Raw genomic sequence first — 20,805 nt, forward strand, 5'->3', positions numbered from 1 at the left:
TATGGGCACAAAAGACCGGTACGAGCGGCTTCGGGAGCAGGCGACGACATCGGAACGAGACTCGTCGCCGCACACGCTGCTCGCAGTGGTCTCGCTGGCGATCTCGCTGCTGTTACTGGCACCGCTGGTTTGGATCTTTCTCAGGGCAGGTGAAATCGAGTTCGCGCGTGCGGTCGAATTGCTGACAAGCGACACGACCGTCTCGGTGACGCTGAACACGCTGGCGCTGGTGACTGGTGTCACTGTCGCATCGATTCTCATCGGCGTCCCGCTGGCGATTCTCACCGCCCAGACCGATCTGCCGTTCAAACGGTTCTGGACGATCACGTCCGCGTTGCCACTGGTCGTTCCGAGCTACATCGGGGCCTTCGCGTTCGTCTCGGCCTTTGGCCCCCGTGGCGTCCTCGCGGACCTGCTCTCGCCGCTCGGTATCGAGCAAATCCCGACAATATACGGCCTGCACGGCGCAATACTCGTCCTGACACTGTTTACCTACCCGTACGTATTTTTGACTACGCGCGCGTCGCTGCTGTCGTTCGACGGGACCGTCGTCGAGGCCGCCCGGACGCTGAATCACACTCGTTGGGAGGCGTTCCGCCGCGTCACGCTACCACAGATCGCACCGGGCATCGCCGCCGGCGCGCTGCTGGTGGCACTGTACGCGCTCTCTGACTTCGGAACGCCGGCGATTATGCAGTACGACGTGTTCACGCGGATGATCTACAACGAGTTCGGCGCGCGCGACTGGACTACGCCTCCGTGCTCTCGATGCTGTTGCTCGTGATGGCGCTCGGCATCCTCGCCGTCGAATCGCGGCTCAGCGCGGGCCGGGACGGTGCCTACGTCAGCAGCGGTTCGCGCCGGCCCGGTCTCATCAGGCTCGGGTACTGGAAGGCCCCGGCACTGCTGTTTTGCGGTGCCATCGCGTCCCTGTGTCTGGTGCTTCCCATCGGTATCCTGCTCCAGTGGCTCCTCCGTTCCGGCACGGGCTACAGCGGCGGTGGCTTCGCGTTCGAGGCGTCCTATGCCTGGAACTCGGTCGGTCTGGCCGCCGCCGCGGCCGCTATCTGCGTCGTGGCGGCGCTCCCGATTGCGTACCTCGCCGCGCGGGGCACGTCGGGTATTTCGTCACTTCCCGAGCGGGCCACGTACGTCGGCTACGCGGTCCCCGGTGTCGTTCTCGGCCTCGCGCTGGTGTACCTTGGGCTCCGGTACGTCCCCTTCCTGTACCAGAGCGTCATCCTGCTGGTGTTCGCCTACGTGATTCGGTTCCTCCCGCAGGCCGTCGGGACGACCGAATCCTCGATTCTCCAAGTCGATCCGCAGTACATCGAGGCGGCGCGGTCGCTGGGCTACCACCCGCTCTCGGCGTTCCGGAAGGTCGTCTTGCCGCTCGTCGCGCCGGGTATCGCCGCCGGGGCCGCGCTGGTGTTCCTGACGACCATGAAGGAATTGCCGGCAACGCTGATGTTACGCCCGACGGGCTTCGAAACCTTCGTCACGTACATCTGGCTCGTCCAGGGTGCCGGCTACTACGGACAGGCGGCGGTCCCGGCCCTCGTGCTCGTTGGCCTTTCCGGACTCTCCATGCTGGTCATTCTTCGACGGGAGGACACAAGCTAATGTCTCGACAAACACGCACACAGCAAACATCGGACTTCGACGACGTGGACGCAGCAGTAGCGAACCCGAACCGGACCGTCCTGGAACTCGACGACGTATCCAAGGACTACGGGCAGGAAGTCGCCGTCGAGAACCTCTCGCTCGACGTGAAAGACGGCGAACTGCTGACGCTGCTTGGTCCCTCGGGCTGTGGCAAGACAACGACGCTCCGGATGATTGCCGGGCTGGAACGCCCCTCCGACGGGCAAATCTCTATCGCCGACGAAGTCATCGCCGACGGCACCTCGTTCCGGAAGCCCGAGGAGCGCAACGTCGGTATCGTCTTCCAGGACTACGCCCTGTTCCCGCATCTCACCGTCGCCGAGAACATCGCGTTCGGCCTGACCGAGATGGAGGAAGACGCTGTCGGAGAGCGGGTCGACGAACTGCTCGAACTGGTCGACCTGTCGGCCCATCACGACAAGATGCCGAGCCAGCTTTCCGGCGGCCAGCAGCAACGCGTCGCGCTCGCGCGCTCGCTGGCCCCGGAGCCTGACGTCCTCCTGCTCGACGAGCCGTTCTCGAACCTGGACGTGCGCCTGCGCGTCGAGATGCGCGAGGAGGTCCGCAAGATCCTCAAGCGGGCCGGCGTCACCGCCATCTCCGTGACCCACGACCAGGAGGAGGCGCTGTCGATCAGCGACCGCGTCGCCATCATGAACGACGGGACCATCGCTCAGATCGGCGACCCCGCTGAAGTGTTCGAGAACCCCGAGAGCCGCTTCGTCGCGAGCTTCCTCGGCCAGGCGAGTTTCCTCTCGGCCCGGGTGACTAACGACCAAATCGAGACAGGGCTGGGCTCGTTCGACGTGGACCTGCTGAACGGGCCAGTTGCGGCGTACAACGGCGCAATGGTGGACGTGCTCGTCCGGCCCGACGACCTGCAGGCGATGCCGACAAACGAGTCCAAAGCCGACGGCTACGTCGTTCACCGCCAGTACAACGGCCCCTCGTTCGTCTACCGGGTCGAGCTCCACAGCGGCGACGTCGTCCACAGTATGCACAACCACGTCGAGACGTTCGAACCGGGCCAGCCCGTCGAGGTCGACTTGGTCGCGGACCACGACCTGGCCTGGTACCCGACGGAATGAATCGACTGCGCCGGCCGGGGGTACAGGCGGGACTGGTGGCGCTGCTGGGCGGGATCACCGTTTTCACGCTTGCCCACGTCGTTTTTCCGCACCACACCACCAACCATGACGAGGGCGTCTACCTCCAGCAGGCCGCGATGTTGCTGGAGGGGCAACTGTTCATTTACCCCCCGGTCGAGGAGTCGTTCCGGCCGTGGTTTTTCGTCGCCGACGGCGAGCGGCTGTATCCGAAATACGCGCCGGTTCCGGCGGCGATGTTCGCCGTCGGGAAACTACTCGGCGGCTACCGCATCGCGCTCGGCCTGATTTCGACCGGCGTGCTGGCGCTGACCTACCACACCGTCCGTGAGGCCTTCGACGCTCGAACCGGCGTGGTAGCGACCGTCCTCATGCTCGGATCGCCGCTGTTCCTCGTCGAGGCGTCGGTGTTCCTCTCGTACGTGCCGACGACGCTCTGGAACCTCGGCTTCGCCGCGGCGTATCTCCACGCCGACCGGACGGGGAGCCGGAAGACGGCGGCGTGTGCTGGGCTCGCGATCGGCATCGCCTTTTTCGCACGGCCGTACACGGCGGTGTTGTTTGCGACGCCGTTCATCGCCCACGCGCTGTGGTCGCTCCGGACGCGCGACCCGGCGCGGTTCACGCGACTGTCGCTGACTGCCATCGGCGGGCTCACCGGCGTTGCCGCGACGCTTGCATACAACCGCGTCGTCACCGGCTCCGCGCTGTTGTTCCCCTACGAGGTGTTCGCCCCGCAGGACGGCCCGGGCTTCGGCTACCGAGAGATTCTGGGCTACTCTCGGGAGTTCACGCCAGCGATGTCGCTGGACGCGAACGCCGAACTCCTCTGGAAGCTCGTCACCCAGTGGGTCGTCGCCGGGCCGCTGGGAACGCTCGCTGCAGCCGTCGGACTCGGGGCTGCCGTGCGCCGCGGGATAGATGGTCGACAGGCGGCGCTGGCCGGCGTCCTCCTGACGGTCCCGCTCGGCAACGGCTACTTCTGGGGCACCGTGAACATGCTCGGCGACCTCTCGGACCCGACTGACGGCCTGGTTGCCTTCCTGGGGCCGTTCTACCACGTCGACATGCTCGTCCCGCTGATGGCCTTCGGTGCCGTCGGCGTCGTCGCTGTCGCCCGGCGGACCCAGCGGCTGGTCACCGAACAGGTCAGCGCCGACCGGGTCCGCCCGGTCCTGCTCGCGGTGGCGCTGTGTGGCGCGGCGCTGGGCGGCGGCGCGGCCGTCGCGACGGCGGCCGAGCCGGTCTCGGACAACTACGCGGTGACCCAGCAGCTAGAGCAGGCCTACGAACCATTCGAGCAGCGTGACCTCGACAATAGCCTCGTCCTGCTTCCCACGCCCTATGGCGACTGGCTCAACCACCCGTTCCAGTCGGTTCGCAACGACCCCGGCTTCGACGGCGACACCGTCTACGCGATGCAACACCGCCAGTTCGAGGTGCTCGACGCCTATCCCGAGCGGGACTACTACCGCTACGTGTTCCGCGGCGAGTGGGTCCCGTATCTGGGGCTGCCCGTCGAGCCGCGACTCCAGCCGGTGTCGGTCGCGGAGGGCGAGACGGTCCAAACGGACGTGTCGGCGTCGGTTCCGGAGCAGGCCGCGCTGGTCTCGATCCGGCTCGCAAGCGAGGGTGAGAACGACTACGCGACAGTTACCGGAACGGACCGGCTGGATCTGCAGCTCTCGACCGACCGGAATCGGACGCGGCTCACCGGCGACGGAATCGACGACCAGGTCAGCGTCCCGACGCCGGAAGACGGGACGGTCACGCTGATTATGTTCGTCGACTACGGCACCGGCGCGGGGTTCGAGTACCGCGCGGAACTCCCGGTCGAGCAGACAGACGAGAGCGTCCGGGCGCTGACGCCGCGGCTCGAAGTCTGTCGGGACCAGCGCCGCTGCGGCGGCGAAGCGGCCTACGTCCCGGGCACGCATCGCGATGGCATCAGCATGAACGCGACCACGACAAGCGAGAATACGTGAGACTCACCGATGACTGACTACGAACTCACCAGACGCGACGCACTGAAAGCACTCGCCGCGGCGGGTGTCACCGTCGCCGGCGGCGCGGCGGCGCTCGCCTGGGACAGGTCGACAAGCGACGATGCTGACGAGTCAGCCGAGGCCGACGCCGCCAGTTCCGAATCGAGCTTCGGGGACCACGAACGCGAGACGTACCGTGCCGTCGCCGCTATCGTCTATCCGAGCGAGGTGACGGGCGTCGCTGGATTCGTCGACAGCTACGTCGCCGGACGGGTCGAGGCAGACCCCGAGCGAGCCGAGGACATGGCGGAAGCAGTCGCGGATCTGGACGCGTACACCCGAGAGTGGGAAGACAGCAACTTCGTGGCGGTCGATGCTGCGACGAAAGAAGATACGCTTCGGGGAATGGGGGTCAAGGCCTCTGATCCGGACCCACATGGCGACCCGAGGCACCGCGTCCGCTACTACCTCGTCAACGACCTCCTGTTCGCGCTGTACAGTTCGCCGACCGGCGGTAAGCTCGTCGGCATCGAGAATCCACAGGGCCACCCCGGTGGAACGGGTAGCTATCAGCAGCCACCGAACGACCGATAAGCCGGGTCCCGTCGTCGACTGCTTCGGCGGTGTTACCGGAACCGTTCTTCGAGCGCAACGCGGACGATAGATTTCGCGATGGCAGCCCCGCCCGAGAACGGGTCGAGTTTCGTCTCGCCTTTCCGCTCGTCGTACGCGATGGGGCGCTCACGCACGTCGTAGCCACGCATCAGCGGCCGCATGAGCAGTTCGGCCGAGAGTCCGGTGTTCTCGGTCCAGACGATCTTCTGGAGGACCTCGCGGCGGTACGCGCGCATTCCAGTCGTCGTGTCGTGGACGCGCTTGCCCATGAGCACGCTCGCGAGTAGCGCGAACAGTTCGTTCCCCAGTTTGTTCATCGCCGGCATCTGTTCGGCCCCGTAGTACAGTCGGTCACCGCTGACGACGTCGGCCCCGTCGTTTATTTCCGCGAGGAAATCGGGCAGACGTTCCATCGGATACGTGTCGTCGCAGTCCGTCGTGACGACGACCGGCCGGTCCGGTGTCAGCACGGCTTCGCGGACTGCCACGCCGTACCCCTGCGGTTCCTGTTGGATGACTGTAGCGCCGTGCTCGCGGGCGATCTCCGGTGTCCGGTCGCTGGACCCGTCGACACAGACGACTTCGGCGCGCCCGTCAGTCACTGCAGCGATGTCATCGAGCACGGTGCCGATTGCTTCTTCCTCGTTGTACGTGCCCATAACGACCGCGAGGTCGTCGAAGGTGTAGCCGGCCGGTTCGTCGCTCCGTGAACCCTGAATAGCCATTGCTCATCCGTCAGAACCCACGGTTCTTGAATGTTTAGGTTTGCCAAAATCAGCGGTCGGCGAGATACGTTTCTATCGGGGTTGCATCCGTCCAGAGGTGCGCGAACAGGTCCCGTGCCCACGAAATAGCGCTGTCCGTTTCGGAGACGATTTTCGCCGACGGCCAGGCTCCGTCGAGTTCTGGGAGCGTCAGGATCATCCAGTCGTCGGCGACGGCAAGTGCGTACGGGACCTCCGTGACACGAACGGTCGTCTCCTCGTATCGATTCATATCGAGCGAGACGGACTCCTTGCCGAGTATCTCGTCGATGACAGCACAGCTTACCACCAGTCTCGAGTCGGGGCTATCTGGCATCGCTTCCTCGTACTCTGGGTGGTAGACGGGCGAGACCACGTCGCAGTTCTGGACGCTCTCGACGCGAGTGACGACTTCGCGGACCGGGCGGTTGATATCGGTCTGCGTGCCACGGATGACCGTGTACTCGTCGAGTTCTGGGAGGCGACACCGGAACGGCTGTGGTAGAACTGACGTATCGTGGGACTCCCAGTACTGCGGGGCCACGGCGAAGAGTTCCTCGAGGCGTTGCTGGCGGTGAATCGTATCCGCGACGAGGCGGCCGGTACCGGTGAGTCGCCATCCGTCATCCATCGAGGTGACCAGACCGCGGCCTTCGAGGTTCGAGAGCGCATCGTATATCGCGGACTCGCTCGCAGTGACCGCTGACAGCAGTTCGTTGGTGGCCTTGGCTCCGGGACACAGCGAGCCGATGATGTCCGTCCGGACGGACGACGTTCGGACGTACTGAATAACTGATTCTACGCCCATACTGTCCCCATATACTGTAGCTCATATTTTTCGCACATATCAGTTTCCATTTGTAATGGAATTCTCTCCGGAAGCTGTACTATTCTCTCGGGCATTGGATATTATTGCAGCCAATGTGTCCATCTTTTTTACCGCTCGTGACACAGACACAGTTGCTGTCCACGTAAGACCACGTCCCCGCTGAACGCAATGGAGCACGTTGGTCTTGTGGAACTGCCACGTTCGGGCCAGGCGATATCGTGCCTCTGACATACTTCGCCAGCCCGAAGGGTCATGCAATCACCGTGGGTTGCCCGCCCACGGTGCTCATTGTCTCCGCTGTCGTCTCGTCCAGCCGCGTCTGTTTACTTCGGACTCCGTCCGCCGGTTCCGTATCGACCGTCTGTAGTCAGGCGGTCACCGTGAGAAACAGCTACAGCCGACAGTGTCAGTTCTCGGGCGGTTCGTCCGTTCCGATCCGGATCTCGTACGCCTCCATATCCTCGAACGCAGCGACTTGTCCACCGACTTCTACCGGCCCCTCGGCCGTCTCGACGACCAGCGTCGCGACCTCGCGGTTCGAACTGAACGACGCCTGGTCCACCTTGCCCTCGACGACCCGGTGGTCGCCCGTTTCCACGTCCCGCCCCTCGATAGTCGCGTAGAACTCCCCGTCCAATGTCATCAAGTCAGAGATACAGCGCCTGATCGTCCCGTAGCGGCGCGGGAACGGCAGCCCGTCCCCGTCGCTGGCAATCGTTTCGGCCGTTGTCCACAGCACCGTGTTGAGGAACCCGGACACCAGAAACCCGAGTTCCGACCGATTGAATATGACGCCGTATCTGTCTGTGTCGCCGCGGACGCTCTCGCGGGTGGCGTACATCGAGTAGTTCCCATCGGCGACGGCGACGACCGGTGTCGTGATACCGCGGCGGGCCTTCACCGTGGTCGCGATGGACTCGTAATCGAACCGCGCTGGGTCGGGAGCGTCCACACCCGGTGAAATGAGAATTTCAATAGCGATGCCGGACTGCTTCCGGGCCGCGAGTCTGTCTTCGAACCGCTCTAGCAGGGCCGGGGTCAGCGACAGCGTCAGTTCGTACTCGGCCGTCTCGATGATGTCTTCGAGGTACCGGAGTATCGTCGGCCGGGATTTGACGAGCGAGACGGCTTCCGGCTCCCGTGCGGGGGCCGTGTAGCGCGAAGACAGGTCGTCGACGAGGTCATCAAGCGAGTCTTGAATCCCCTCGAAGGCTTCCCGAGGATCGATAGCCAGGACCTTCATCGGCCGGGACTCCTTGAGTTCGACGAGCCCGACGTCGCTGAGGCTCCGGACCGTATCGTACACCCGCGGCTGTGGAATGTCCGTGTTCTCCGAGATCTCCGACGCTGTCAGCTCACCGTGTTGCAACACGGCCAGGTAGGCTGAAATCTCGTACTCGCCGAGATTGAACCGCGCAATTACCTGTTCGAGCGATGCTTCCAAGTCGTCACTAGACATAGTGGAGCGTTTGCGAGTCGAGTACTAAGAACTTCGGCACTCTATTCAGCAGCCAGTTTCAGAACCAGTCATGTGACTCTGTGCTACTGTTGGTTGTCCCGTCACAGCGGCTGCCTACTCCTGTGACTCCGATCGTTCGAGTCGCCACGGCGAAAAAACTGCGTGCTGTCGCTGGGTTATTAGTAGGCGCCGGAAATCTGGGAGACGACGTCCGCGGGCGCAGCACCGGAGTTCAGCGATGAGATAGCGGATTCGAGCGAGGACTTGACTGCCGGCGGTGCGGCCAGACCGTGCGCGACGGACGGCGGCTGGGCCTCGCTGTTCTGGAAGTCCTCTATCTGGTCCTTGGAGAAGTCGTTGAACGGGTCGGTGTTGACGTCGGTCCGCGGCGGAATCGACCCCTTCTTCGGGTTGAAGATCTCCTGTGCCTCCGTCGTCCCGACGAACTGGCACCACAGCGTGGTCGCTTCCGGGGACGGGTTGTTGACCGGATACGGGAACGAGTCCATGTTGAGGGCATAGTAGCCGACGGTTCCCGGGAATGTCACATGGTCCCACTCCTCGCCGTACGTCAGGTCGTTCGTGAGGTACGTTCCGGCCGCCCAGTCACCCTGGTGGAGGAACGCCGCTTCGCCGTTGATGACCTGATTGTTGGCCTCGGTCCAGGAAATCGAACCAGCGTCGCTCGGGATGTAGTCGAGATAGGACTGCGTCGTCTCGACTGCCGACTCGAGCGCGTCGCTGTTGGCGTCGACCTCACCGTCGACGAAGATAGCGCTGTAGGTCTCGGCGTCCGTTTCGCCGAGGAGGACAGTCGCGAACATCTGGAAGCTGGACCACGGCGACCCGGTCTGGTGTGCCATTCCGGTGTAGCCGGCATCGTTGACCGTCGCCATCGCGTCGACGAGGTCAGACGGCGTTTCGAGGGAGGCCGGATCGACCCCGGCGTCCTCGACGACCTCGACGTTGTAGAAGAGGTTGTTGATCCGGTGGATGTTGAGCGGCACCGTCACGTAGTTCCCAGCGGGCTGGGCCGCGTCCTTGACGCCCTGAAGGTAGGCGTCCTCCATGCTGTTCTCTGACCACACGGAGTCGCCGATATCCTTCAGCAGGTTCGCATCGGTGAAGGGGAGCAGATTGTTTCCGGGCCAGGCTTGCCACGTACTCGGGTGGTTGCCGTTCTGGACCCGTGTCCGGATGTTCGCCTGCAGGTTCTCACCCGCACCGCCGGCGATGAGGTTCTCGTCGAACGGGACGTCCGGGTGTTGCTCCTTGAACGCATCCATTACGGACTGAATCGCTTCCAGTCCGTCGCCCTCGCCCCACCAGTGGGCGACTTCAAGTGTGCTGTACTGTGTCCCGCTGTCAGTACTGCCGCCGTCGCTGCTGCCGTCACCACTGCTGCCGTCACTACCATCACCGCTGCTGCCATCGCCGCTGCTGCCGTCACCGCCGTCACTCCCACCGCAGCCAGCCAGCGAGGCCGCACCTGCTGCACCAGCAATCCGAAGAGCGTTACGCCGCGTCAACCGTCTGTTTGAATTGTCATCAGCCATGGTTGCACCAATACCTCATAATTCCTTATTGAAGATTCGCACTTAATACTTCTGTATAGCGAAAATCAGCATTTGACATTCGGGTCGGTCCCGATAAATCATCTATATCCCACGATTCTTCGGGTTTGAGTGGAGAAAGAAATTAATCGAATGCGAGTAAATACCTCACAATCTTACATCTACTATCTTACATATACCGACATATCCCCGTCTAAATGGGGGGTGTTCAGGCCAAACTGCCGTGAAAAAGCTCGGGCGCGGTTCGGCCCGAGGGTTACAGCGAATCGAACTCGACGACTGCCTTTATCTGGTCGTCCCCATCTTCGAAGGCCGCCTCGACGTGTTCCGGGTCGGTAACCGTCGTGACCAGATCATCGAGCAGCCACTCCGGAAGCTCCTGTAGGGTCTCGACGGCGTCCTCGAAGTGCGAGACGTGTGAGTTGACCGTGCCGATGAGACACTTGTTGTGCAGGACGATCTCGTTGTGTAGCGAACCACCGTCGACTTCGAACTCCCACGGCTCCGGGATGCCGAGCAACACGCCGACCCCGTTCTGGTCGAGCGCCTTGACTGTCTGGAACGCGTGCGGGGCGAACCCGGTCGCCTCGTAGATATAGTCCATCGCCTCGTAGGCCTCCGGGAGTTCGTCCACCGGCGTTTCGCGGGAATCGACGTACGTGCTGCCGATCTCGTCGATGATGTCGACCGTCGGGTCGGGACGGTTCCGCCGACCGACACAGTAGGTCCGGTCGTACTCCTGGTCGAGCATCCACAGCGTCAGCAGGCCGAGCGAGCCGTTGCCCAGCACGCAGGCGGATTCCGGTCGCCAGTCGAACGGTTCCCGCGTCGCGTAGGCGTGCTCGTTGGCCTTCTCGGTGATCGAGAGCGGCTCGACGAGGAAGCCGTGCTCCGCGACTGACTCGGGGACCGGGACGAGGAAATCCGCCGGCGAGGTGAAGTACTCCGCCATGAAGCCGTGGTCACCGACGATGCCGCGTTCCGTGTACTCGCCGTCCGGAGCCATATCAGGCTCACCTCGGCGGAAGTAGTCGTTCGTCTCACCGTTCGGTTTCCGTCGGACGGTCGGCGCGACGACCTGCCCCGCCTCGAGCCCCGTGCCATTGGGCTCTTCGACGACGCCGACCGCCTCGTGTCCGAGAACCATGTGGTCCGCCCCGTCGGGGAACCCGCCGTGGGACCCGTTCAGGACTTCGTGGTCTGTGCCGTCAACACCAACGCGGAGCGTCCGGACGAGTGCCTCGCCCGGGTCAGGCGACGGTCGCTCCCGCTCTAAGAGCTGTGGGCCGTCGTCGTCCCGCGTAACACCAATCACTTTCATGCCAGGCAGAGAGTGAGAACACTGGGGATTAAGTCTTTCTTCAGGGTTCTGCCTCACCGACACTGACGGCCGTGCCAGTCTCGCTGGAGCGGTAGATTCCGTCCATCACACGCTGGACGCGAAGCGCCTGTTCAACGGTGTTCGCCGACGGCGGCGTCCCGTCTCTGACTGCGGAGACGAACCGCGCCTGTTCCCGGTGCTGTGGGTCCGACCGTTGCGTCTCGATGTCGGTCGTCCGGTGGTGCATCCGGCCGGTATCGGCGGTTTCGAACAGCGTCAGCGACTGGTCCGCGAGGTCGAGTTTCGCGCCCGCCCCGGTCCCGCGGACGTAGTACTCCTGGCTGTCCGGCCGGTTCGTCGCCCACGCGACCTCCAGAGAGATCGTTGTCCCGTCTCCACAGCGGATGAAGGCGCTCGCCGAATCGTCGACGCTGAACTCGGCCGCACCGTGGTCCTCGCCCCACATCTCGACGTACGCGTACTCCTCGTCGACGCCGAACTGAGCGCGGGTGTCGCCCGACACCTCGACGACCTCGGGATGGTCGGCGACGTGCAGCGCCAGGTCGATAGCGTGCGCGCCGATATCGATGAGCGACCCGCCGCCAGCCACGTCGCTGCGCGTGAACCACGACCCCCGGCCGGGGACGCCGCGACGCCTGATGTAGTTCGCTTCGATGTGAGACACCTCGCCAATATCGCCTGCATCGCGGTAGCCCACAAGCGTCTGGACCGGGTCGGCGAACCGGTTGTGGAAGCCGACCATGCAGAACCCGTCGGCCGCGTCGGCGGCCGCGGCGATCCGCTCGGCGCTTTCGAGCGTGTGGGCCAGCGGCTTCTCGACGAGCACGTCTAGCCCTGCCTCAAGGGCTGCGACGACGTACTGTTCGTGAAACTTGTTCGGTGTCGTCACCAGCACGGCATCCACCGTCTCGAACATCGCCGCGGCTTCCTCGTACACCGCCGCGTCGTACGTCTCGGCGAACCGGCGGCGCGCGTCGGCGTCGACATCGACGCCCGCCGCTATCGAGACCGGCTGGTCGAGCTGTCGGAGGTTGGTACAGTGGATGTCCGCGATGTTCCCCAGTCCGATGATGCCTATCCGAACGGTCTCAGTCATGTCTCTCGAAGTCTGCACCCGGTGTCGGGTTAATACAACTGCTTTTCACGCTCTTCGCGTTCCTCTTCCTGTTCCTGCTTTGCCTTCTCACGGCGTCGACCGCGCCGATACTGGATGATGCCGGGGACGATTTTGTTCTTCAGGTCCAGGATAAACGACACGATACCGTACGCCCAGAAGAAAAACAGCACGAGCATCCCGCTCCAGTACAGCATCGCGAGGTGGCTGCTCATATCAGTCGTCTGACTCTACTTCGCTACTGGATGCAGTGCCTTCGGCCTCGTACGGGATGAGGTCATGGACGATCGCGTCGCCGGTGGCCGAGTCGAACAGGTGGACGTTCCGTCGGTCGATGACGACCCCGATCTCGTCGTCCTCTTCGAGGTCCGAGTCGGGATCGATGCTCATCAGCAACTGGTCGTTCGTCGCCAGTTCCTGAGACATCGACGTTTCGCCGTCGCCCAGCAGCAGGTAGGCGAATATCTCGTCACCCATCGGTTCGAGAATGTCGGTCGTCGCCGTAATCATTCCCGACGGGTCGGGGACCTCTGACTTGAATTCGCCCGGGTAGATGTCCTCCGGGCGGATGCCGAGTGTCACGTCGTCACCGACTCCGACGCCTTCGATGGACGACGGATTGAATTCGAGGGAGAAGTTCGGCGTCTCAAGTGTGGTCTCGGTGACTGTCCCCTCGACGAAGTTCATCGACGGCGAGCCGATGAACCCGGCGACAAAGAGGTTGTCCGGCTCGTTGTAACAGGTCAGCGGCGGGTCGATCTGCTGGAGCTGCCCCGAATCGAGGACAGCGATCCGGTCGGATAGCGTCATCGCCTCCTCCTGGTCGTGGGTCACGTAGATGATCGTCGTGTCCAGTTCCTTGTGCAGGCGCTGAAGCTCCGTCCGCATATGGACCTTGAGCTTCGCGTCGAGGTTCGCCAGCGGCTCATCCATCAGGAACACGTCGGGCTCACGCACGATAGCGCGGGCGATGGCGACGCGCTGACGCTGTCCACCGGACATCTCTTCGGGCATCCGGTTGAGCATTCCCTCTAGCTGGACGATGTCCGCGGCCCGCTCGACGCGGCGGTCAATCTCGTCTTGCGGGTAGTCCCGCAGCCGCAGCCCGAAGGAGATGTTGTCGTACACGTCCATGTGCGGGAACAGCGCGATGTTCTGGAACACCATCGCGATGCCGCGGTCCTTCGGCGGGAGGTTCGTCACCTCGCGGTCGCCGATATATATCTCGCCCTCGGTCGGGATGGTGAGCCCGGCGATGGTCTCCATCGTCGTCGACTTCCCGCAGCCCGAGGGGCCGACGAAACAGATGAACTCGCCGTGGTCGATGTCAAGGTTCATGTCGTCGACCGCGGTGACCACGTCACCCTGGTCGTCGTAGCGCTTCGTTACGTGTTCGAGTCGTACTCTTGCCATTGTGTTACTCCTTGAGTGCGCCTGAGGTCAGTCCGCTGACGATGCGTTCCTGTGCGACAATCACGAGAATGACGACGGGGAGGACCCCGACGATACTCGCCGCCGCCATGAGGTTGAACTGCGTGGTGTACTGGGTCTGGTAGCTGAGAATCCCGCCGACGATAGGCGACCACTTGGCCGCCTCCGGCGAGGTCGCCATGATCGAGCTGAAGAAGTACTCGTTGTAGACGGCGATGAACGTCAGCACGGCCGCGGTCGCCACGCCCGGCGCAGACAGCGGCATGATGACCCGGAACAGCGCGCCCAGTCGCGTCGTTCCTTCGACCCGTGCGGCGTCCTCCAGCCCGTCGGGAATCTGGCCGTAGAACGTCGTCAGGATGAAGATAGACAGCGGCATGAACAGCGCGCTGAACGGCAGCACCATCGATCCCGGGGTGTTCAGCATCCGTGGCGGGGTAAACAGCGGGATGGACGTGAACGGTATCGTGATCGGGGCGTTGCCGGCAAAGGCTTGGAACAGCGGGATGACGAACGCGGCCGGCGGGAAGTAGCTGATCGCCAGGATACCGAGCATCAGCAGTGCGCGGCCGGGGAACCGAAGTCGGCCGAACACGTAGCCGGCGAGGCTGGCGACGAACAGGACGATGACCGTCGTCGTGACCGCCAGCGCGAAGCTGTTCAGCATGTACAGGTGGAACGGCACCTGTTCGAAGACCGTGACGAACGCGCCCGGGTTGAAGCCCTTCGGAACCGGCAGCGGGAACGTCCCGCTGACGCCAAAGAGGTTTACTGTCGGGAGGAAACTGCCCGAGAGCAGGTTCCCTTCGGGGGTCACCGCCAGCACGATGAGCCAGTAGAAGGGGAACAGCGTCGTCACCAGGAAAAACACCATCGCCGCGTAGAACAGCGCCCGGTACACTTTTTCCGGGTCCTGGATGGCGCTCTGGGTCCAGCGCTGTAGCGGTCCGTCGCTCGACTGCTCCTGGGTGTCGGTTGGCGTTGCCATGTTAGATCGCGTCCTCCCCTTGCCAGACGATGAGTCCCATTACGACCGTCCCGATGATGGCGGCCGTCACGAACGCGATGGCCGCGGACGTCCCCTCACGGGTGGTGAACGTCGCGACGACCATACACGACAGCGACGGCACGACGGTACAGCTCGACACCGTGTCGATGATGCCGTACACCCGCATCGCCTGCACCGACCGGAACAGCACGGCAACGCCGATAGTCGGCAGGATGAGCGGGAACGTGATGAGCTTGAACTGCTGCCACTTCGTCGCGCCGGCGACCTTCGCCACGTCGTACAGGCCCCGGTCGATGCTCTGCAGCCCCGCCAGAATGAGCAGGGCCATGAACGCCGACGTCTTCCAGATGTCGGCGACGATGATGATAAACGTCGCACTTGCCGTGTCGTTCAGCGTGTTCGTCGGCGCGAGCAGCCCGAGGTCGGCAAGCGGTGGCGTCAGGAACCCGACGTTCGAATTGAACATCAGGAAGAATATCATCCCCTGAATAACGATAGGGACAGCCCACGGGATGATGATGGCCGCGCGAATCCACCGCCGCCCGTAGAAGTCCTGGTCGAGGATGAGTGCCTGTCCGAGGCCGATGAGCGTCTCGAACAGTACACTCACGACGGCGAAGATTATCGTGACGACCAGTGCGCTGTTCAGCAGTGCACTCGTGCCAAACCCTTCGGGAAGGAACGTCGTTCCGCCCGGCAGGTACCGGTTCTTCTCGCCGGTAAACAGCTCGACGTAGTTCCCAGCGCCGACGAAAGTCGTGCTCGAAAAGTCCGCCGAGAGCGCGAACAGCGACAGCTCGAAGGTGCGCAACAGCGGGTACAGCGCGACGATGCCCAGAAGGACGAACACGGGCACCAACAGCAGATACGCGTACTGCGTGTCGCTGAGGTTCTCCATCCAGCGCATCACGCTGACGAGTGCCCCCGAGCGTCTGGATTCACGGCCGGTTTCTGTACTCATTCGGTTACCTCCGTCCGTCGTTTGAATGTGTCATGGTAAATAATCACAGGGGTGGTTTTGTAACGGTTGCCCGTGGCTTCAGGACTGCTCGGTCTCTTGCAGTGCGGACTCTAGCGTCGCCATCGCGTCGGCCGAGGAGGCTTCCTGCCCGACTGCGCGGTTCGCTTGCTGTGCGATTTTGCTGGACTGATCGCTCCAGACAGCCGTCACCGGGCGCGGCATCGTGTTGTTACCAGCGACCTGCAGCGTGTCCATGTACCGGCCAACGACGGGCACGTTCTGGGCCTCGCTGGAGTTGAACAGTTCAGGCCGCGGCGGCAGCCACCCCTGGACGGACAGCAGCGTGAGCTGGAAGTCCGGCTCCATGGCGGCGCGAATGACCTGTGTCACGGCGTCTAAGTCCTCGCTGTTGGGGTTGACCGTCATGTGCCAGCCACCGAGGGCGGCCGTGGTACCGCCCGTACCGGGCTGTGCCGCATCGCTCTCGGAGACGGCGTACGGAATCGGCATCGCGCCGAGGTTCTCGCCGAGCGCCGGGTCCTCGGTCTCCTCCGGGTTGCGGCCGCCGAGCGCCAGCGAGTAGGGCCAGTTCCGGTGGAAGACGGCGTTGCCGTTGACGAACGGCGCGCGAGCGTCTTCCTCCTTCCAGCCGAGGATTTCGGTCGGGGTGAAGCCGCCGCCGTAGCCCTCGAACTGCCCGTCGAACTCCTCGTCGTGAACGAACTTCCGCATCATGTTGAGGGAGTTGATGACTTCGGTGTTGTTGACCGTGATCGGCCGCTCGCCGATTGGGCCAAAGAGGTTGTCGCGGCCGCCGAAGTACGCGCCGCCCCACGAGGACATGACCTCGTTGAACGTACAGCAGGAGGTCCCCTCGTAGATGTCCCACTGGGTGGTAAAGCCGTACTCGACATCGGCGTTGTCGTAGGTGTCCGCGGCGATGTTCGACCACTCCTCCCACGTCATCGGCTCGGTCGCCCAGTTGTTCTCTTCGGGGCTGTAGCCGGCCTCCTCGACGAGGTCCTTGCGGTACTGCATCGTCGGGAAGTCCGGGAACACCGGGACACCGAACAGGTCACCGTTGCTCGGATTCCGGGCCGTGTCCGTAAACGCCGAGAAGTAGTTGTCTGACACGTCCGAGAGGAGTTCCTCCGGCAGCGTCTGCGAGAGGTTCTGGAGCTGTCCCCGCTGGATGAAGATGTTCGTCCAGCCGTTGTCCATCAGGAACATATCCGGGTTCGTCTCGCCGGCCGAGAGCAGTCGGTTGTAGTTCGACCGGGCCGCACCGGTGTCCTGGTCGCGCGGAACGAACTCTATCTCGATGTCGTCCGACAGGCCGTTGTCGTGCAGTGCCTGCTTGATTGCGTCGCCGTTGTTCTGGACGGCCACCGGGTCGAAGCCCCACTGGACCGTCGTCGTCTCGCCGCTGCTACCGTCGTCAGTCGAGCCACCGTCACTCCCGTCGCCGCCATCGCCACCACCAACGAAGTCCGCACAGCCTGCCAGTCCACCGACAACACCTGCTGCTCCGGCGGCACGGACAAACCGTCGCCGGGAGACGCCTGTCGAGTTCCGCTCGCCGCTTGTGCCATTGTCCGACATATCTATTCTGAGCTATCCCGGACACACCTTAAAGGTTGTCCATAATTAACCACAGGTGTTGTTAATTGTCGGCCTCAGCCCGGCAATCGTGATATATTATTGACTATTCGATATCGTATAAATCTTTCAGTATATATACGCAGGGATAGGTCAAACAGCTGTTTGCCACATAGAGGATCTCAAACGCGCAAACTGAGGGAGAGTTTACTGATCCCGAAAAAACGGCGTCTGTGTCACTCGTACGTGACGTCCGTAATTGTAATCTCGGTCGCTTCGATTTCCTCGATGACGGCCCCCCAGCCACCGACCTCGTACGTCCCGTCGTCGGTGACCAGCGTCGCACTGATTCGACCGGCCAGTTGTGCCAGTGGGACGGGGTCCTTCCGACCGATGCTACTCCCGGTGTAGTCGATGTCGGTAACGCGCCCTGTCAGCTCGACCGACTCCTTCGTTTCCGTGTCGTACCCCTCAATGACGGCCTCGATAGTCGCATCTTCGTTCAGCAGCGGTTCGATATCCCGGACGGCGTGGCGGAGGTCGACGTACGTCGTCGGGGTTTCCGGCGTCCGCTCGGTGTACAGTGTGTCCCAGATCTCCCAGAGACAGGTCAGGAAGAACCAGTGGAAGACGTAGGTGTGGGTCCGGTCCTTGACGAGCACGCCGTACTCGTTGACTGAGTCGTGGTGAGGCGCAAAACACGTCCAGGTCCGGTCGACCAGCACGAAAAACGGAGCTGGAATTTCACGGTTCCGAGCCTCCGTACAGGTCCCCTCGATGTCGGAAAGCGGCGGTACTTCCTCGCCAGGACCCGTACAGATGCTGAGTTTGATGTTCACGCCGCGGTCGTGGGCGGCAATGAGTTCCTCACGAACCGCGTAGAACTGCTCCGGGTCCACACCGACCTGAATCTGGTTTTCGGCCGCTTCGATGAGCTCCCGGGCTCGGCTGACGACCGTTTCGAACCGCTTGACGATACTGACCTCGTGGTCTGATATCTCGGGCTGGTTCCAGCGTTCCTCGATCGTCTCTGCGGCGTCGAGGTACTTGCTCGACCGGGACCGCAGGTCCTCAAGCACTACGTCCGGATTGCGGGCGCGGGCGGTCAGGCTATCCTGCTGGAACGTCTCGATATACCCCTTCGTCTCCAGGTCCCGGAGCACGTCGTAGATCCGCGGGTCCGGAACGTCACAGGAGTCAGCGATGTCGGTCGCCGATGCGGTCCCCAACCCCAGCAACGCCACGTAGGCCTCCGCCTGATACGGGGAGAGACCGGCATCTTCGAGGACATCGGTTAGTTCGCTGTCGTCCATGTGTGTACAGGGAAACTGAGTACGCAGTTAACGTGCATGGTTATCTATCGAGGTCCACAGGTCAGTCCTTGCCCTCGACCGGCCACTGTGGCTGTTTCGGAGCCTCGATTCGGGCGCACTCCTCGTCAGTTAACTCGATGTCGAGTGCCTCGACGTTCTCCTCCAGATGGCCCATGGTCCGCGGGCCGATAATCGGCGCGTCGACGACGTCCTGATGGCAGAGCCACGCCAGACTGACCTGTGCCGGCGTCGCGCCCTTCGCGTCGGCAATCGCCCGCACCTCGTCGAGGACCGCCCAGTTCTCGTCGCTGAACCGGTTTGCTGTGTACTCGTCCGTGCTTGCTCGGCCCTCGGAGAGGTCGTCGTCGCGTTCATACTTCCCGGCCAGGAAGCCGCCGGCCAGGGGAGACCACGGAATGACACCGACTCCTTCCATCTCGCACACCGGCAAGAGGTTCGCCTCCTCGTGGCGGTCGACGGCGTTGTACTCCGGCTGCATCGAGACGAACCGCTCGTACCCCTCGATGTCAGCCGTGTACAGCGCCTTCTGGAACCGCCAGTTGGCCATCGTGCTCGCGCCGATATAGCGGACCAGCCCCTCATCGACGAGATACGTCAGCGCGTCCAGCGTCTCCTCGATGGGCGTGTCGTCGTCCCACCGGTGGATCTGGTAGAGATCGAGATAGTCGACGCCGAGGCGGTCCAGGGTGGCGTGACACTGATCGATGATGTGTTTCTTCGAGAGTCCACTGCCGTTCGGGCCGTCGTGCATATCGAAGTATACTTTCGAGGCTATGACCAGTTCGCCGCGGCGAGCGGAGTCGATTGCACTGCCCAGAATCCGCTCGCTCTCCCCGTTCGAGTAGGCGTTGGCAGTATCGAAGAAGTTGATACCCATATCGAGCGCCCGTTCGAGTATCCGGCGGCTCTCAGCCTCGTCGTTCAGCATCCAGGGCTCCGCGCTCCCGAAGTTCATCGTTCCGAGACAGAGTTGGGACACGTCGAGCCCTGTCGACCCGAGCGTGGTGTATGTCACCGGCGAATCACTCATGCCACTTTGTACCACAGCTGTTGTTAAAGAATTTTGGGACTGCATACCGATGTCCGAACATGAGCCGGGAGTCCGCACCGAAGGAAACAGATCCGATGGACGCACTCAGAACGCTCAGCGACGAGTCGCACACCGGAGAGAACAGATGCTGGCCGTGTACTGTCCTGAATCTGGGGCTCGTTGGAATCGGTGTCATGTTCCTTCGCGCACGCAACCGCCCGCGGGCGAGCCTGCTGGTCGCCGTTGTCGGCGTCGCAGTGGTCTACCTTCGGGGGTATCTGGTTCCGTACACGCCCGAATTTGCCCCGCGGCTGGTGGCAGCGTCACCGGTCCCGGACGAGTGGTTCCACGGAAAGCCATCGCACAGAGAGTCATCCCGACAAGATGTGACTCGCCAGGAAAGCGAATCGCTGGCCGACGACGTGGGGATGGACGGCGAGACCGTTCTCCGGGAGCTATCGGCGGCCGGCATTATCGAAGTCGAAGGGGAGCGGCTGTTTCTCGCGACGGCCATCGACTCGGCGTGGCACGAGCGAATGGACGAACTGGCCGACCAGTCGCTCGATTCGCTTTCGACGGCGCTGCAGGCATCGCTCCCGCGAGTCGACTACACAGAACCGTACGCCGACGACGCGGAGTGGGTCGCACTCGGCTCCGACCACAAGCAGCTCCTTCCTCGACCGGTCGTCGTCGCCGAGCTCGCGGCGTACGAGGTCCTCGGCGAGCGTCTCGACGACGAGCGGCTCAGAATCGCCGGTGCGGAGGCCTTCCGGATGTTTCTCGACAGGTGTCCGGTCTGTGGCGCCGAACTGGTCGAGTCGTCGTCGGTGTCGTGTTGTGGCGGCCATCTGGGACCACGGCAGGACCCCGACGAGACGCTCGTCTGTCCGACCTGCGAGCAGCGCCTCTACACCTTTGAAGTGAGCGACAACTGAAACGAGGTACAGGAACGGCCGAATCGGTGTCTGGTCCGGGATTCGAGACGCTAGCCGGGTTCTGTTCGGAGAGA

Annotated in this window: 17 protein-coding genes and 1 pseudogene; 5 read left to right on the plus strand and 13 right to left on the minus strand. The window is 63.1% G+C overall.

From position 1 onward, the window contains the following. Position 1 precedes the first annotated feature (1 nt). The 4 genes and pseudogenes from GJ630_RS05590 (at position 2) to GJ630_RS05605 (ending at position 5,350) form a co-directional block, all read left to right on the plus strand. Positions 2-1,623, plus strand: a pseudogene (locus GJ630_RS05590) (ABC transporter permease). Beyond that, entirely contained in the window at positions 1,623-2,753 is a 1,131-nt protein-coding gene (locus tag GJ630_RS05595) for an ABC transporter ATP-binding protein (RefSeq protein WP_191449524.1), read from the plus strand. Before GJ630_RS05590 ends, GJ630_RS05595 begins: the two are co-directional and overlap by 1 nt. Continuing rightward, positions 2,750-4,756 (plus strand): glycosyltransferase family 39 protein, encoded by a 2,007-nt coding sequence (locus GJ630_RS05600; protein WP_191449525.1) that lies wholly within the window; start codon positions 2,750-2,752, stop codon positions 4,754-4,756. The genes GJ630_RS05595 and GJ630_RS05600 overlap by 4 nt, the downstream gene beginning before the upstream one ends. Positions 4,757-4,765: 9 nt before the next feature. Further along, complete coding sequence (locus GJ630_RS05605) at positions 4,766-5,350, plus strand: gluconate 2-dehydrogenase subunit 3 family protein (protein ID WP_050007218.1); 585 nt, start codon at positions 4,766-4,768, stop codon at positions 5,348-5,350. 32 nt (positions 5,351-5,382) lie between these two features. Here GJ630_RS05605 and GJ630_RS05610 read toward each other — a convergent pair whose 3' ends face one another. The 13 genes from GJ630_RS05610 to GJ630_RS05670 all read right to left on the minus strand — a co-directional run bounded on the left by GJ630_RS05610 (position 5,383) and on the right by GJ630_RS05670 (position 19,796). Further along, complete coding sequence (locus GJ630_RS05610) at positions 5,383-6,096, minus strand: dolichyl-phosphate hexose transferase (protein WP_014040374.1); 714 nt, start codon at positions 6,094-6,096, stop codon at positions 5,383-5,385. A gap of 49 nt (positions 6,097-6,145) precedes the next feature. Then, positions 6,146-6,922 (minus strand): winged helix-turn-helix domain-containing protein, encoded by a 777-nt coding sequence (locus tag GJ630_RS05615; protein ID WP_014040375.1) that lies wholly within the window; start codon positions 6,920-6,922, stop codon positions 6,146-6,148. A gap of 427 nt (positions 6,923-7,349) precedes the next feature. Beyond that, the gene (trmB, locus tag GJ630_RS05620; RefSeq protein ID WP_014040376.1) at positions 7,350-8,402 is read right to left on the minus strand and encodes an HTH-type sugar sensing transcriptional regulator TrmB; all 1,053 of its coding nucleotides are present in this window, start codon (positions 8,400-8,402) and stop codon (positions 7,350-7,352) included. A gap of 179 nt (positions 8,403-8,581) precedes the next feature. Beyond that, positions 8,582-9,958: an ABC transporter substrate-binding protein gene (locus tag GJ630_RS05625; protein ID WP_191449526.1), complete on the minus strand. Its 1,377-nt coding sequence runs from the start codon at positions 9,956-9,958 to the stop codon at positions 8,582-8,584. A gap of 274 nt (positions 9,959-10,232) precedes the next feature. Continuing rightward, on the minus strand, positions 10,233-11,297 hold the full coding sequence (locus GJ630_RS05630; RefSeq protein WP_014040378.1) for a glucose 1-dehydrogenase: 1,065 nt from the start codon (positions 11,295-11,297) through the stop codon (positions 10,233-10,235). 40 nt (positions 11,298-11,337) lie between these two features. Beyond that, the gene (locus GJ630_RS05635) at positions 11,338-12,414 is read right to left on the minus strand and encodes a Gfo/Idh/MocA family protein (RefSeq protein ID WP_044951836.1); all 1,077 of its coding nucleotides are present in this window, start codon (positions 12,412-12,414) and stop codon (positions 11,338-11,340) included. Between the two features lie 29 nt (positions 12,415-12,443). Beyond that, positions 12,444-12,647 carry a hypothetical protein gene (locus tag GJ630_RS05640; RefSeq protein ID WP_014040380.1) on the minus strand — a complete coding sequence of 68 codons (204 nt, stop codon included), beginning with the start codon at positions 12,645-12,647 and terminating at the stop codon, positions 12,444-12,446. A gap of 1 nt (position 12,648) precedes the next feature. Then, positions 12,649-13,845 (minus strand): ABC transporter ATP-binding protein, encoded by a 1,197-nt coding sequence (locus tag GJ630_RS05645; protein ID WP_014040381.1) that lies wholly within the window; start codon positions 13,843-13,845, stop codon positions 12,649-12,651. A 4-nt stretch (positions 13,846-13,849) separates the two neighbouring features. Beyond that, on the minus strand, positions 13,850-14,851 hold the full coding sequence (locus tag GJ630_RS05650) for a carbohydrate ABC transporter permease (RefSeq protein WP_050038078.1): 1,002 nt from the start codon (positions 14,849-14,851) through the stop codon (positions 13,850-13,852). Between the two features lies 1 nt (position 14,852). Continuing rightward, complete coding sequence (locus tag GJ630_RS05655) at positions 14,853-15,833, minus strand: carbohydrate ABC transporter permease (RefSeq protein ID WP_014040383.1); 981 nt, start codon at positions 15,831-15,833, stop codon at positions 14,853-14,855. Between the two features lie 78 nt (positions 15,834-15,911). Next, positions 15,912-17,435: an extracellular solute-binding protein gene (locus GJ630_RS05660; protein ID WP_191449527.1), complete on the minus strand. Its 1,524-nt coding sequence runs from the start codon at positions 17,433-17,435 to the stop codon at positions 15,912-15,914. Between the two features lie 233 nt (positions 17,436-17,668). Next, positions 17,669-18,745, minus strand: coding sequence for a TrmB family transcriptional regulator (locus GJ630_RS05665; RefSeq protein WP_014040385.1), 1,077 nt, complete (start codon positions 18,743-18,745; stop codon positions 17,669-17,671). Positions 18,746-18,806: 61 nt separating this feature from the next. Next, on the minus strand, positions 18,807-19,796 hold the full coding sequence (locus GJ630_RS05670; RefSeq protein WP_191449528.1) for an aldo/keto reductase: 990 nt from the start codon (positions 19,794-19,796) through the stop codon (positions 18,807-18,809). Positions 19,797-19,855: 59 nt separating this feature from the next. Here GJ630_RS05670 and GJ630_RS05675 point away from each other — a divergent pair, with 59 nt between their 5' ends. Beyond that, positions 19,856-20,731, plus strand: coding sequence for a hypothetical protein (locus GJ630_RS05675; RefSeq protein ID WP_064288072.1), 876 nt, complete (start codon positions 19,856-19,858; stop codon positions 20,729-20,731). Positions 20,732-20,805: the final 74 nt, after the last annotated feature.

This window comes from Haloarcula sp. CBA1122, assembly GCF_009741785.1.
In the GTDB taxonomy this organism is placed as follows: domain Archaea; phylum Halobacteriota; class Halobacteria; order Halobacteriales; family Haloarculaceae; genus Haloarcula; species Haloarcula hispanica.